We start from the raw sequence: 13,828 nt of genomic DNA, 5'->3' as shown, positions 1-13,828 counted from the left end.
AGTATGCTCTTGTAATCGGCGCGATATCAAGAAAGATGGCCGATGTAACTAACCAACTTGCTTTGCGTAAACCCTGAAATCCAGGTATGGGAATATCGAGTCAATCCATTCAAGGGTCTTCAACCTGTGATCGTCGATCGAGTCACTCTCGATCTCTCTGTAAAGCGTCAGCAACCTGTCGATGTGAGTCTTTGTTCTGAAGACTGCATATTCTACGGTTGTGTTGGTAGTTATTATGAAAGCCCAATCGCTTGACTGAGCAAGGAGAAGCTCTCTCGCCATCTGATTTAGGGCCCTAATTTTAAGAGGATCTTCAGTTCTCTCATACTTCCTTGCAAGCTCTATCATTCTCCTAGAACCCTCGTCGAGATGCCTGTATATCCAGTCATTCCTACCGTTCAGCCAAACTTCATTGTAACCGTTCGCTCCCCATGTCGATGTATTTGGGGTTACAACCTGCGCCTGTTCCATGGACTCAATCACTTCGGGTGGTGTCGATGGAACAACGGTTTCGTCTCCATTTAAATCTCTGAATAGCTCTTCAATAAAGAGAGGCCCTTCGTACCACCAGTGTCCGAAAAGCTCGGCATCGAACGGCGCAACGATGACGGGTTCTTCTCCATCGAACTGCTTGGAAAGCCTTCTCACCTGTTCTCTCTTTCTATTTGCGAAGTCTCTTGCATGCTCGATCGTTGCCTTTTTTGCATCATCGATGTCGTAGTAGCTCTTATCGTTCAGAGGTACATCCTTTCCCGTTATCTTGAAATACTTGATGCCAGTATTGCACCGTTCACCACTCGGATCTATGTAGGGTCTTATATAGTCCTCTTCACGATCGAATCCAACGTCCCTGTAAAATTCTCTATATCTGGCATCTCCGGGATAACCTACCTCAGCGCTCCAAACTTGCTGGCTAGATTCCGGGTCTCTTGCAAATACAAAGACACTCTCCGGAGTAACCACTGGCCTGTACACTCCGTATCTTGGAGCGGGATCTCCGTACCAGAAACTGTGCGAATCTACGAAGAAGAACGAGAGACCATGTTCGCGCAGGTAGGAGTCGAAGCCAGGAACGTAACCACACTCCGCCAACCAGATTCCTCTCGGATCCTTTCCTACATGTCTCTTGTAAGACTGCACCCCGATTTCAACTTGAGCATTGATTGTCTCCGGAAAGTTTGTCATAAGGGGGAGAAAACCATGAGTAGCGTTACACGTTACGATTTCCAACTCTCCGCTTTCCTGGAGTTTGGCAAACTCTCCAACAAGGTCTCTGTTGCACTCTTCATAGACTCTTTTTATCTCCTGGAGCTCTTTCAAATAGTGCAAGGCTAGTCTATTCGCAGCTGGATGCTCCGAGACCGTTCTCGAAATCTCACTCCCGGCCAATTCGATGGATGAACCAAGATAATTGATGTACTTCTTCTGCAGATCTTGATTGGCAAGCATCTCCATCAAAGGTGGAGTTATACTCATTGTCACTCTGAAGTTCACACTGTCATCTTTCAATCTTCTGAAAACCTGAAGCAAAGGAATGTATGTTTCCGTAATTGCTTCAAAAAGCCACCTTTCTTCCATGAAGCTTGGAAAGTCAGGATGGTTTATGAAAGGCAAGTGTGCGTGGAGCATGAGAATCAGTCTGCCTCTTTCCATTCAATCATCTCCCGCTCTTGCTCTTCGAGATAGTCTTAATGAACTCCTCAGAAGATGGATTGCCCGTTGGCCCCGAAGACTTAGTCGCGCGTTCGAAGACGAATTCTTCGTGAGATGTTTTGTACTCTTTCCTCGACCCCTTCTTGAGATCTACCCAAATTTCGTAATCGGAAAATTTTGGTGAGTTTCTAGGTGTTCTGGCAATCCTCGATTTCAAAACACTGTTGAAGTTAGCACCGATATAATACCCAATCTCGGCAATATAATCTGCATCGGGGAAATCTACCTGGAAGTACCAGTTTCCGGCATCGGCGGAGATGCTGGCCTCTTTGAATCTGTGAGCGTTCATCCCGTCATAGATAATGTTTGTAATGTCACTCACTCTCACTAGAAGCTTTCTTGAAGAATGATCTGAAATGCTTCTTGCAGTCCATTCGGACAGATCCCACATCACGTAAACCCAGTAGGGATTGACCGGGTGAATAACGACAAAGTCGCGTGAATATGATGAAGGAATTTGGGCATCTTCCGGCTTAGATGGGCGAAGTATTTCTGAGGGTCTGCTCTTTGCAGTAGTAGTGCTGGACGTCTGTCTGCTCTTTTGAACAAGTTTCTTCAAGGCGCGGGTGATATCCTTCTTTCTCATCGTTCTCTTCAAGTTGATCCCCATCATCTTCGCATAACGACGAAGGTCCTGAATCGTTGGATCTTTACTAAGGAAAGTTAGAATCTCTTCGTTGCTCATATGAAAAACCTCCCGGGCATGATTTCCTACTAAAGTAGATGATAACACACTCAAGGGAGAAAATTCAAGGTATTATAGGTGAATAACGGCGATTATTATCATTTTTCTTTATTAGACAACAAAACATGGCAGGTTTACGAAATATCTCTTAACTTATCGACCACATAATCGGACATATAATCGCTATCTACCTGAAACTGTGACCCGTCCCTCATAACCCTGACAGTTACAATGTCTCTCTCAATCTCTTCTCTTCCAACTATCAAAGAAATCTTTGCGCCGATTCTTGCCGCATGCTTCATTTTGTTGCGCATGTTTCTCTCCATAACATCAACGTAAGTTGAAATGCCCATCTTACGAAGTCTTCTGGAGTAGTCGAATCCCCTGATGTTTTCCTCTCTGCCAAATGCCAGTATTGCAACCTGAGGGATTTCGGGGACGTTCACATTTACCTTTTCGGATTTCAAGAGCATTACTATTCTTTCTAGTCCTATCGCAAATCCAACTGCCGGGCAGCTGTTTCCCCCTATGTATTCGACCAGACCGTCGTATCGACCTCCACCAACGAGTTGGTCCTGACTACCCAGTGATGAAGAGCGGATTTCGAAGGCCGTTCTGCTGTAATAATCAAGTCCGCGGACAAGCAGAGGGTCGACTTCATATTCAATGTCAGCCTTCCTTAGATACCACTGGAGTTCCTCAAAATGGTTCCTGCAATCTTCATCGAGATAATCAAGAATACTAGGAGCGTTTTTAGCGTGCTCTTTATCGATCTTACAATCGAGTAGTCTCAACACGTTTGTATCAAATCTTCGCTGACAATCAGCGCACATTCCTGGCAGTTTGTCCCGATAATAATCTCTGAGCGCAGTTTTGTAATCTTCCCTGCATTTGGGGCAACCGATCGAATTGATGAAAAGCTTTGTCTTGCTTATCTTCAGCTCCTTAAGAAAACTATAGGCCATCTCGATTATTTCAAAGTCTGCCAACGGACTCTCGGATCCCAGTATCTCCGCGCCAAACTGATGGAACTGGCGCAGTCTGCCTGCCTGAGGCTTTTCATAACGGAACATGGGACCGTTGTAAAAGAGTTTTATTGGAGCACCAAGATTCACTAAGGAATTCTCGATAAAGGCCCTTGCGACACTCGCGGTGCCTTCCGGCCGCAAGGTTATCGATCTGCCACCCTTGTCTTCAAATGTATACATCTCTTTCTGAACAACGTCCGTTGATTCACCGACACTTCTCTTGAAAAGCTCTGTAGCTTCGAAGATTGGAGTCCGTATTTCGGTGAAGGAGTATCTGTGCGAGATACTTCTAATTGCCTCCTCCACATAGTGCCAGTATCCGATATCGTCAAAGGTTATATCCTGGGTACCCTTAATTCTGGTAATCATTATATTATGCATTCCTCCGTCTTCTTAATAGGATTCTCCCGTCTCTCATCAGTTTAGTTATAGCATATATTACGACTAGAAATTCGAGCCTTCCCAGAAACATGCCAATTGTTTCGGCCCAGATCAACCCGGCAGGTGCGTTAGGAGCTGTTATTCCAACCGAGAGACCGACAGTGCTAAGGGCAGATGCATATTCAAATGCTGAAAAAGCCATCGAGTGGCCGTAAGCCATCAAGACGCCAGTTCCAATGGCATACGTTAGGAAATACAGGGAGAAGACAAGCAGAATCTCTTTGACCAGAGAGTTGTCTATATACCTCTTCGTTTCACCCTTCCAGATTTCCTCTTTAAGGATTGCATCTTTCGGAAGGAAGTACTTTCTGATTTCCAGCCATAGAATCTTTATGAGAGCAAAAAGCCTGTACTGCTTCAGACCTCCAGATGTTGAATCGAGATCTCCCCCGAATATCATGAGCAAAATAATCAAATATATCCCGAAATGATTCCATGGTACGAAGTCCACTGTAGAGAAACCGGTTCCAGTCAAAGCAGAAACAGCCTGAAAAACGCTGTGGCGGAACTGCTCCGTGGCAGAGGAGTAGAAAATGGACAGCGTGCCTGTCATCAGTAACGGCGTGAAGATCGCCAGTATGACGAACATCAGCTTCGGCTCGCCGTTCTTCCAGAACGCTCTGAAGTTTCTCTTCCAAATAGTATAGTGAATCCCGAATCCCGTAGCTCCAAGCAACATCAACACAATGGTCACAATCTCGACTGAAACGCTGTTGAACTCTGCGATCGATCTGGCCTTTGTAGAAAACCCACCGGTCGCCAGGGCGGTGAGAGAATGATTTATGGCATCGAAGAGATTCATCCCGGCGATTCTATACATTATAATCCCTGCTATAGCATAGGAACCATATATTACCGCTATTGTCCGCGTCGAACTCTTGATATTCGGCACAAGATTGTCCATGCGGCCCTCGGCCTTATAGAGTCCAAGTCCCGCCGGTCCTAAGATCGCGGACATCATAATTATTGCGATGCCGGCTCCTCCAAGATACTGCATCATGCTTCTCCAGAGAAGAAAACTACCAGGAATCGTTTCGACATCTGTGAGAGTCAGACCCGTAGTAGTCCAGCCGCTTGTGGACTCGAAAACGGCCTGGGTAAAATTGAAGTATCCGGCAAAAATAAAGGGAAGTGCCGAAAGGATTATCGCCATCACCCAGGAGAACAAGACCACTATGGCCCCTTCCTGAACACTTATCGGAGATCCTGGCCGGACCTTCATAGTCAGCTTCAACGCCATCCCAATCACAAAACTGATCGAAGCAGCCTCCACAAAAGCGAGACTCTGTAGGAAGTCTTCGGGATACCATATGCAATACAGTAGTGGAATCAACAGCACAATGGGAAAGAAGACAAATAGATTCCCCAGGTACCCAAAGACAAGCCTGTATCGCTGTTTCAAAAGATTTAGAAACATTTACACCTCTCCCAGGAGAGTTTCGAAAACTGCAGACTGTACCGTTGGACTGCTAAGAACTAGAAGAACATCTCCCGTTTCAATCACAGTGTTCCCTCTTGGGATAACAACTTCATCCTCTCTGACTATTGCTCCAATAACACTTTCATCAGGGAGAGGAATGTCCTTTATCGCCTCTCCGAGTATAGGCGACTTATCAGTCATCTCTATTCTAAGAATAGAGACTTTTTCTGAAGAAGGGAGGAGATTCGTTATGTGTTCTCTGAAAAGGCTGTCTTCAAGCGCGACACCAAGGATTTCAGTCGGACTAACCACACTCTTTATCCCCATTTTTTCGAAAACCGCTTTGTTGTCGGGGTCATTCACCATAGCAACCGGTCTCTCGATCCCATAGACACGCGAAGCCGTTAAACAGGCGACGAGATTATCCTGATCGTAAGGAGTCAGAGCAACAAACAGGTCGGTAGGGTCAAGCTCAAGCTGCTCGAGAACGTACCTCTTGCTTCCATCACCCCTTACGATAATGGCACGGAGCTTCTTTGCCATTTCGTCACAGAACCTCTCGTTCTTGTTGACCAGCATAACGTTTTGGCCTTTGGTCAAGAATCTTCGCGCAAGATGGTAGGCAATCTTCTCACCGCCAATTAGAACAATCTTCATTTGTCGTCACCGCCGATGAAATACAATGCGCTCTTAATACTCTCAACAGCCAGGAGAGTTGGACAAATCACTTCTATTCCAAAGTCCGAGAACATCTTGATGTTGTTAGGATCATAAGCTCTTGCGACAACTCGGGGCACTTCGAAATACTCTTTTGCCGACATCGAGACCATAAGATTTGTGTTGTCATCCGTAGTAAGCACAAGGGCAACATCGGCCTTGTCAAGCTTGGCCTCCTTAAGCACGTCGAGCTCCGTTGCATCGCCCAGAATATTGAAGCCGGTGAATTCGTTCGACAGGGCATCGAAAGAAGATTCATTTCTGTCGACAATGACGACGCTGCACCCCAAGGAGGAGAGCCAGTTTGCCATTCTAGAACCAAGCCGCCCACAACCGAAAATCACTACATAGTATTCATCTTTTTTTATCGCACCTTTCATGAAAGGCATTTTTTACTCCTCTAGTTTCTTAAGCTCGTCGGAAGCGTCCTTAAAATCCTCATCGAGTGAGAGCGAGGCCTTCAGATGTTTTATGGCTACTCTGGGATTGTCTTTGGCCACAAGAAGAGCGTAAAGAAAATGCGGAAAGGGTGAACCCGGAAAGTCGGAGAAAAGGTTTCCCATTAGGGACTCCGCCTTCGCCGTCTCCCCTTCCTCAATCAGTCTCTTGATCTCCCTCGCTCGTTTGTAGATGCTGTCATCTTCTCTAAGCGCAAGTTCTGCCGCATCCCTGATCTCCTGCGGCGTAAATGGTTTGGTCAAGAAATCAACAATTCCTGCTTTGAAAGCGCTCCTCATCGATTCCGGGGAAGTATCCGAAGATATTACTATTACAGGTATTGAATAACCTCTATTTTTAAGTTCTTTTAGAAACTGAATTCCATTCATCGAGGGCAAACTAATATCGGTAAATAGGAGGTCTGGCTTACGTTTCTCGATCTCTTCCAGGGCTTCCTCTGCTGTCACGAAAGTATGGACTTCGTTGTTTTCGTTCTCCATGGTCTTTTTGACGATTCGCCTTACATTTAGCTCGTCATCGACCACGTAAACGAGTGCCATGCAATCACCTCCATAACACAAATCATATTACCATATTAAGATGAATAGTGTTTGATGGTTTTCACAGCCAAAATTCTCTAGAGATTATTCGTCTCAAACTGCCTCTTTGCGAAGTCAAAGAGAAAGGATAATGCAAACCCGGAGATGATTAAAGGGAGATTCACCTCATCGAATACCAAAAGGCAAGTTGAAGTGAGTAGTCCCTCAAGCCAAATGCTAAACAAAACAAGGACCTGGTAGATAGAGAGTACATATGAGAAGAAACTACCAACGAGAAGATGCGAATACCTCTTTCTAAGGTCGCTTCTTTTCTCTGCCAGCCCTAAGAAGTAGATTGCTGAGTTAACTCCAGCAATCATTGCCAGAAAAGGCTCACGTTTGGTCAGAAGAAGGCCGAAAAAGGAGTTTACAGAAAGAGTCGCCAAAAGAGTTCCTCCGAACAAAAGCCAGAAAGTTATCACCCTCCCCTTCATAACAACCCTCCAACAACTCTTACGATCAGCGCAACCGCATATGCGACCGCAAGACTGTAAAAAGCCGAAAAGAAGACGAACTTATAACTTCCCGTTTCATTCTTAATCACCGCAAGTGTCGGCATACATGGTACATAGAGAAGAACGAACACCAGGAAACTTAAGGCGATCTCTGGACTAATGATGGTTCTCATAATTTCTAAAGAAGTGCCGCTCACGCTGGGATTGCCAAAAAAAGTCGTAAGAGAAGAAACTATAACTTCCTTTGCAGCTATTCCAAAGACGAGACTGGTTATCATCTCCCAGGTGTATCCCAGCGGAACGAAGAGAGGTTCAAGGGCTTTTCCTATCGTAGCGGCAAAACTTCCCGTTCCTTCCGTCGGAAAGTATGTCAAAATCCAGATCACTATTGAGGCGGCAAGTATTATCGTGCCCGCCTTCTCGAGGAAGTGTCGCCCTTTGTTCCATGTATAAAGCATTATTGAGGTCAGCCTGGGCTTTCTGTATCTTGGAAGTTCCATAATCAACGTTGACGGTTCGCCTTTGAAAAAGAGCTTGTTGATTAGAAGGGCCGAAAGCACTGTTATCACTATGCTTAGCAGATAAAGGAAGAAGACCACTATGCCGGCATTGGTTCCGAAGAACGTGCCTGCAATCAGTACGTACACCGGCAGTCTTGCGCTGCAAGATATAAACGGAGAGACCAGAATAGTTACGAGACGTTCCTTGGGTTCTGAAATGGACCTTGTCGACATAATCGATGAAACATTACAACCGAAACCAAGCAGGAGCGATATAAAAGAGCGGCCACTGAGTTTCATTGCATACATAAGCCTATCTATTACGAATGCCGCTCTTGGTAGATAACCGGTTTCTTCGAGAACTCCAAGGGCAAGAAACAGTATGAATATGTTCGGCACGAACACTAAGATTGCCCCGACTCCTCCAATTACGCCGTCAACCACTAGTGACCTGAGCCAGTCTATAGCGATCCAGCCGCCCACAACTCTTCCAAGACCATCAAGTAGATTTTCGATCATTATAGAAAGGGGGCCCGAAATAGTGAAGGTCAACTGGAAAACAATATACATGATTGCGAGGAAGATCAAAATCCCCAGAAACTTATGGGTCATGACGTGGTCAATTGCTTCCGAAAGGTTCCAGCCGATCTTCTCCTTTCCCTTGACGGAAGAAGAGAGAATTCTCTTGATGTATTTATAACGCGTTTCGGCGATCTCTATCGAATAATCATAGTCCAGGCTTATACCTGTTAATTTCTCGACTTCCCTATCTCTCTCTAAAAGCTTTATGGAAAGCCAACGCTCGTCAAAGGCGGAAAGAGAGGCATTTCCCCTTATTCTATCGGACAGGTTTCTAAGATTGGCCTCTATTTCATCTGTGAAGAGATAATGGACGTGACTGCTGCTCCTTGCGCTCTTAATCAGCGTATTTTTTAATTCCTCGATGCCTTCACCTGTAACGGCGGAAGTTAGTACAACAGGAATACCGAGTTGCTTCGAAAGCTCATGCTTATCTATTTCAAATCCCGCTTTTCTCGCTTCATCGATAGCGTTGACAGCCAGTACTACATCACCGCGAAGCTCCAACACCTGAAGCAGAAGGTAAAGACTTCTCTCAAGGTTAACGGCATCTCCAATTACAAGAGCAACATCAGGCCTTTCATTTATCAGGAAGTCTCGCGCTATTCTTTCATCAAGGCTGGTAGCCCCAAGAGTATATGTTCCGGGCAAATCCACCACGTCAACCGTATGGTTGGCGAGCTTCATTACTCCGGTTCTCTTCTCGACGGTAACACCCGGCCAGTTTGCAACTATCTGCCGTGAACCTGTTAACCCATTGAATATACTGGTTTTACCAACGTTAGGATTTCCGAGAAGCGCTACTTTAATTTTCTTTGACTCAATAGCATCGGCTTGGTTTTCCACGACTAAGTCTATCTCTCCCTAACAATAATTCTCATTGCCTGTCCACGGGAAAGAGCTGAACGAATACCCTTTGCACTAACTTCAATTCTCTTCCCCAGATTACCGATCACCGAAATCTTTATACCTTCTTCTATACCGATCATCCTGAGCCTCTGCCTGAAACCCATGCCGCCGTTAATAAGACTTACCCAATAATCGCCCTCTGAAACGTAAGAGAGAGGGAAAGAAGAAGTTTCGACAAGAATCCACATAGAAATATCGTCTCTAAGGGTAATATCACTTCCTTTGATTCTAAAAACCTTAGGATCTCCGAAAGGTGCTACCTTCACCAGCTGGATCTCTTCTCCAGTGACGAAACCCAAACCGCACAGCCTCTCTCTTGTAACAGGCGGTAGCTCCAGTTTTCTTATCTTACCCTTCTCTCCTTCGCACATGCTTGACAGAGGAACGACCATCTACATCACCCTTATTGAGAATTTGTCTCAACAACATTTTATCATCAAACACTGGCAGCTGCACGGTCCGATTATGACGAATTTCTGAAGATCGCCTTTCAAGGCTCCACTTGGTTACCCCTTGTCGTTCAGTTGAATTGTTGACCCTTGGAAAGCTCTTTATGCTCAAAGCCAACCGGATCTTGTCAGTTGCTCATTGCGGCGAAAGTGCCGCCCTTGTTCCTTTTCGAAGTTTATCAATCAATATTCCTTTGAGACTACTCTGTGAAGAGCGTAGACATATGCTTAGCCTGCGAGAGAGAGGAAGGAAGGTCGTTATCGATTCATCCCTGTCGGAGAAGATCGGTTGCGAGTTTCGGTGTGCCAAGAAGTTGCAAAATACAGAATACTTGATCTCTTAGCATTTTTAGTTCCTACTTACTCCTGAACATAAAAGCATTTGAGGAGTAAAGGCGAAAAGTGTAAAATTTGCTCTGAAGAACATTCGGTTTTCGACATAGGTAAAGAGGAGTGGTCTAATGCATAAAATCTATCAGGTTGATTCATTCACTGCTGTTCCTTTTTCAGGCAATCCCGCCGGAGTATGTGTTTTGGAAGGGCAAATAGATGAAAATCTTTGCCTGAAAATCTCATCGGAAATGAATCTTTCAGAGACTGCATTTGTTTGGCCTGAAGGAACGAGTAATACTTTCAATTTGAAATGGTTTACGCCAAAGACGGAAGTCAAAATGTGCGGTCACGCAACTCTTGCAACTGCGTGGATTCAATTTACGGAGTTGGGTATTAAAGGCGAGATCTTTTACGAAACACTCAGCGGGAGATTGAAAGTGAGGCTTGTCGATGAAATGATTGAGATGGATTTCCCTTCCGAGGATCCCGCAAGAATCGATCTAGACAGAAGGATCGGGGAGATAATCGGGATTGAAGGCGATGCCTATTATTCGCCAGGTACGGAAAAACTGCTCTACGAAATCCCGGCAAAAGATAAGCTTGAGACACTTTCGTTTGACACCAAAAGACTTCTGAAAACAGATTTTGGTAAACAATCAAAAGGTCTTATCGTTACGTGCTCGGGTGACGAGAGATATGACTTTTACTCCAGATACTTTGCTCCGTGGGTTGGTATAGACGAAGATCCGGTTACTGGATCGGCACACACAGTTCTTGGCCCCTTTTGGGCTAAGAAGCTAAACAAGAAGAAGCTGAAGGCCTGCCAGCTTTCGGCTAGAAAGGGAGAACTCGAGACTGAGTTGCTAGATGACAGAAGAATCCTGATTCGGGGAAAGGCAGTCACTGTAATCAGGGGCGTGATTTCGATCTAGTCTCTTCTTGATCTAATTTGATCCTGAGCTCAGCCTCATCTATCGGTTCTGCGGGATTAACGGTTGCGAAGACTTTTCTAGATGGGTCTTCCTTTACGATAAAGATCGAAAAACTCACAAGCAGGAGGAAGATCGCTCCCAGGGAAAAACCGGCGACCGTTATGTAACTTGAAAGTTCGAGATTGACGAATCCCACAGCAAATGAGAACCAGGCGAAAACACCTCCCGAAAGGAGGTCTGCCTTGAAATGGGTAAGTATAATTGCCGGAACTAGAAGCAAAAAGAGAAGCAGCACCGAAGCGGCTTCCGAGGAAAAGAATAACGAGAGGCTACAAACCAGTATAACGAGACTAAAGGAAAAGGAAATACTCCCAAGATAGCTCGATTTTATGTGCTTCAGTATTCTGCCATAACTGGGTTTGGATAGCCTCAGAAACTGAGCCGAAAGATACAAGATCGGAATCGCCAGGATCATGGCGATACTCTTAATTTCAACTGCCGAAAAGATGATCCAGAAAGTGAAAGAAGCGTAAAGCGAAAGTAGCCAAACGTTGTCGAAATCTGCCTTCTCATACTTTCTAACAAACTGAAAATGGATTACGATGATGATCGGCCAGAGAAGACTACGGGAAACGGCACGATAGAGATATCCTTCATGTTCTGCTATAGAGCCTTCGGTTAAAATCACACCGAGTATGTAAGAAAGAGCCCATAGGGCAAGGAAGATCATAATCAGGGTTTTAGAAATTTTCAGTTTGCTGCCTCCAATCCGGCGTTTTCAGGCAAGCCGGTCTACTCTACTGACTCTATTCTGCCAAGAACAATCCTTTCGATCCTGTCTACCTTTGACAAAGCTTCCTCTTTATTCTTTGATCTTGAGTAGATATATATTTTGAGCTTCGGCTCAGTTCCCGACGGTCTAACGGCATACCAGGAGCCATCGTCGAAAGAGAATTTGATCACATTCGAAAAGGGGATTCCAGTCTCTGATTCATTCCCGTTCATAATGTCGGTATCAACACCGCTTAAAAAGTCTAGATAGTGAGTAAGCTTCGAACCATCGATTTCGGAAGGGTAGCTCTTCCGGTACTCCTTCATTATTCTTTCGACTCTTTTCTGTCCCGAAACTCCTTCAAGAACGATCGAAATCTGTTTTTCGGAGAAGACTCCATATTTTGCAAAGAGTTCCTCCAGGACATCCAAAAGGGACTTTCCAGCCTTAAGGTAATACGCCGCCATTTCACATAGAAGCATCGAAGTAGATACGGCATCCTTGTCTCTTACGAAGTTCCCTGCTACGTATCCGATACTCTCTTCATAACCGAAGATGAATCTCCCCTCTCCTCGTTCTTCAATATCGAGCGCCTTACCGCAAATATTTTTGAAGCCGGTGAGTGCCTCATAGGTCCTGACATTAAATCCTTCGGCAATTACCTTCGCCATATCTCCCGTTACTATTGATTTCACAATGAATCCGTTTTCCGGAAGCAAGCCCTTCTCACTCATCGAAAGGAGAAGATAGTTGACCAGCAGCGCTCCGGTTTGATTGCCATTCAAAGCGACATAATCGTCGTCATCTCTGACCATTACTGCCAATCTATCTGCATCGGGATCCGTTGCAAGCAGGATATGAGCGTCCTTTTCAAGACCGAGTCTCTTGGCGAGCGCGAAGGCCTTTATATCTTCAGGGTTTGGGTATCCTACCGTTGTAAAATCGGGATCGGGCCATTCCTGTTCGCGAACTACGAAGACGTTCTTGAAACCTCTCTCATCCAGCACACGACGCACAGGAATGTTCCCAGTGCCGTTCAAGGGCGTGTAAACTATCCTTATTGACTTATCCAGCTCATCTTCGGAATCTCTCAGTGTTAGGGACAGGACTTTTGAAATGTATAGATCATCGAGCTCTTTGCCCACTTCTAAGAGCAACCCCTTCTTTCTCGCCACTTCAAGCGGAATCATCTTTGACCCCACGAATAACTCGGTTTTGCGTATTTGAGTGTAGACTTCATCAGCAATCTCGGGAAGAACCTGAGCACCATCATCCCAGTAGAGCTTGTAACCATTATATTCCTTAGGGTTGTGGCTTGCGGTAATCATTATCCCCGCTACAGTGGAAAGTTGGACTACAGAAAAAGAGAGGAGCGGAGTGGGTCTTATGTCATCAAAGAGATAGACCTTTATTCCATTACCCGCAAGAACGGCTGCCGAAATCTCTGCAAACTCTTTCGACATATGCCTCGAGTCGTGGGCAATCACCACACCCTTTTCTCTGTAAGCGGGGTCTCCTGAAAGAATGAAATTCGCCAGACCCTGTGTTGCCCTCGCAACAGTGTATTTGTTCATCCGGTTGTCACCGGCGCCCAACTTGCCTCTCAAGCCAGCGGTTCCAAACTCGAGCTCTTTGTAGAATCGATCCTTTATCTCCGTTTCATTGTCTTTAATCGATATCAGTTCGTTGCGAGTATGCTCATCGATAGTCGGGCTCTCGAGCCACTTTCTGTAACGGTCTCTGTGGTCCATCTTAACCTCCTCGTCTATGTTCAATTATATAGCATCAGTTTGATCAATATCAACGAAGCGAAGGTTGAAATGCGTATACCATCTAGTAAGATCCTCTTCGCCTTTTC

Annotated in this window: 13 protein-coding genes; 1 reads left to right on the top strand and 12 read right to left on the bottom strand. The window is 45.3% G+C overall.

Annotated elements, in window-relative coordinates:
- Positions 1 to 48 precede the first annotated feature (48 nt).
- The 10 genes from Y696_RS07575 to Y696_RS07530 form a co-directional block, all read right to left on the bottom strand.
- A complete protein-coding gene (locus Y696_RS07575; protein ID WP_121510146.1) occupies positions 49 to 1,653 on the bottom strand; it encodes a glycoside hydrolase family 57 protein in 1,605 nt (534 codons plus the stop codon).
- Positions 1,654 to 1,657: 4 nt separating this feature from the next.
- Complete coding sequence (locus Y696_RS07570) at positions 1,658 to 2,398, bottom strand: DUF4912 domain-containing protein (protein ID WP_121510145.1); 741 nt, start codon at positions 2,396 to 2,398, stop codon at positions 1,658 to 1,660.
- Positions 2,399 to 2,532: 134 nt separating this feature from the next.
- Entirely contained in the window at positions 2,533 to 3,807 is a 1,275-nt protein-coding gene (gene hisS / locus Y696_RS07565; protein ID WP_259459882.1) for a histidine--tRNA ligase, read from the bottom strand.
- A complete protein-coding gene (locus tag Y696_RS07560; protein ID WP_099771420.1) occupies positions 3,800 to 5,284 on the bottom strand; it encodes a TrkH family potassium uptake protein in 1,485 nt (494 codons plus the stop codon). Before Y696_RS07560 ends, hisS begins: the two co-directional genes overlap by 8 nt.
- Entirely contained in the window at positions 5,285 to 5,944 is a 660-nt protein-coding gene (locus tag Y696_RS07555) for a TrkA family potassium uptake protein (RefSeq protein ID WP_121510144.1), read from the bottom strand.
- Complete coding sequence (locus tag Y696_RS07550; protein ID WP_006486984.1) at positions 5,941 to 6,393, bottom strand: TrkA family potassium uptake protein; 453 nt, start codon at positions 6,391 to 6,393, stop codon at positions 5,941 to 5,943. The genes Y696_RS07555 and Y696_RS07550 overlap by 4 nt, the downstream gene beginning before the upstream one ends.
- Positions 6,394 to 6,396: 3 nt before the next feature.
- The gene (locus tag Y696_RS07545) at positions 6,397 to 7,002 is read right to left on the bottom strand and encodes a response regulator (protein WP_099771418.1); all 606 of its coding nucleotides are present in this window, start codon (positions 7,000 to 7,002) and stop codon (positions 6,397 to 6,399) included.
- Positions 7,003 to 7,079: 77 nt separating this feature from the next.
- Positions 7,080 to 7,475 carry a hypothetical protein gene (locus Y696_RS07540; protein ID WP_099771417.1) on the bottom strand — a complete coding sequence of 132 codons (396 nt, stop codon included), beginning with the start codon at positions 7,473 to 7,475 and terminating at the stop codon, positions 7,080 to 7,082.
- Entirely contained in the window at positions 7,472 to 9,421 is a 1,950-nt protein-coding gene (gene feoB, locus Y696_RS07535; RefSeq protein WP_099771416.1) for a ferrous iron transport protein B, read from the bottom strand. Before feoB ends, Y696_RS07540 begins: the two co-directional genes overlap by 4 nt.
- A gap of 8 nt (positions 9,422 to 9,429) precedes the next feature.
- Positions 9,430 to 9,876: a FeoA family protein gene (locus Y696_RS07530; protein ID WP_121510143.1), complete on the bottom strand. Its 447-nt coding sequence runs from the start codon at positions 9,874 to 9,876 to the stop codon at positions 9,430 to 9,432.
- A gap of 518 nt (positions 9,877 to 10,394) precedes the next feature.
- On the opposite strand from Y696_RS07530, the gene Y696_RS07525 reads away from it, so the two are divergent.
- Positions 10,395 to 11,198, top strand: coding sequence for a PhzF family phenazine biosynthesis protein (locus Y696_RS07525; protein ID WP_121510142.1), 804 nt, complete (start codon positions 10,395 to 10,397; stop codon positions 11,196 to 11,198).
- Here Y696_RS07525 and Y696_RS07520 read toward each other — a convergent pair.
- Positions 11,176 to 11,928: a hypothetical protein gene (locus Y696_RS07520; protein ID WP_099771477.1), complete on the bottom strand. Its 753-nt coding sequence runs from the start codon at positions 11,926 to 11,928 to the stop codon at positions 11,176 to 11,178. The genes Y696_RS07525 and Y696_RS07520 overlap by 23 nt on opposite strands.
- A gap of 62 nt (positions 11,929 to 11,990) precedes the next feature.
- Positions 11,991 to 13,721: a phospho-sugar mutase gene (locus tag Y696_RS07515; RefSeq protein WP_121510141.1), complete on the bottom strand. Its 1,731-nt coding sequence runs from the start codon at positions 13,719 to 13,721 to the stop codon at positions 11,991 to 11,993.
- Between the last annotated feature and the right edge of the window lie 107 nt (positions 13,722 to 13,828).

This window comes from Mesotoga sp. H07pep.5.4 (assembly GCF_003664935.1).
Lineage (GTDB): Bacteria > Thermotogota > Thermotogae > Petrotogales > Kosmotogaceae > Mesotoga > Mesotoga prima.
This window is presented reverse-complemented; position numbering and strand designations above follow the sequence as displayed.

Coding starts and splice junctions, on each gene's coding strand:
- Y696_RS07525 (WP_121510142.1), top strand. CDS start 10,395: ATGCATAAAATCTATCAGGTTGATTCATTCACTGCTGTTCCTTTTTCA.
- Y696_RS07570 (WP_121510145.1), bottom strand. CDS start 2,398: ATGAGCAACGAAGAGATTCTAACTTTCCTTAGTAAAGATCCAACGATT.
- Y696_RS07515 (WP_121510141.1), bottom strand. CDS start 13,721: ATGGACCACAGAGACCGTTACAGAAAGTGGCTCGAGAGCCCGACTATC.
- Y696_RS07540 (WP_099771417.1), bottom strand. CDS start 7,475: ATGAAGGGGAGGGTGATAACTTTCTGGCTTTTGTTCGGAGGAACTCTT.
- Y696_RS07520 (WP_099771477.1), bottom strand. CDS start 11,928: ATGATCTTCCTTGCCCTATGGGCTCTTTCTTACATACTCGGTGTGATT.
- Y696_RS07555 (WP_121510144.1), bottom strand. CDS start 5,944: ATGAAGATTGTTCTAATTGGCGGTGAGAAGATTGCCTACCATCTTGCG.
- Y696_RS07530 (WP_121510143.1), bottom strand. CDS start 9,876: ATGGTCGTTCCTCTGTCAAGCATGTGCGAAGGAGAGAAGGGTAAGATA.
- Y696_RS07550 (WP_006486984.1), bottom strand. CDS start 6,393: ATGCCTTTCATGAAAGGTGCGATAAAAAAAGATGAATACTATGTAGTG.
- Y696_RS07575 (WP_121510146.1), bottom strand. CDS start 1,653: ATGGAAAGAGGCAGACTGATTCTCATGCTCCACGCACACTTGCCTTTC.
- Y696_RS07560 (WP_099771420.1), bottom strand. CDS start 5,284: ATGTTTCTAAATCTTTTGAAACAGCGATACAGGCTTGTCTTTGGGTAC.
- hisS (WP_259459882.1), bottom strand. CDS start 3,807: ATGCATAATATAATGATTACCAGAATTAAGGGTACCCAGGATATAACC.
- Y696_RS07545 (WP_099771418.1), bottom strand. CDS start 7,002: ATGGCACTCGTTTACGTGGTCGATGACGAGCTAAATGTAAGGCGAATC.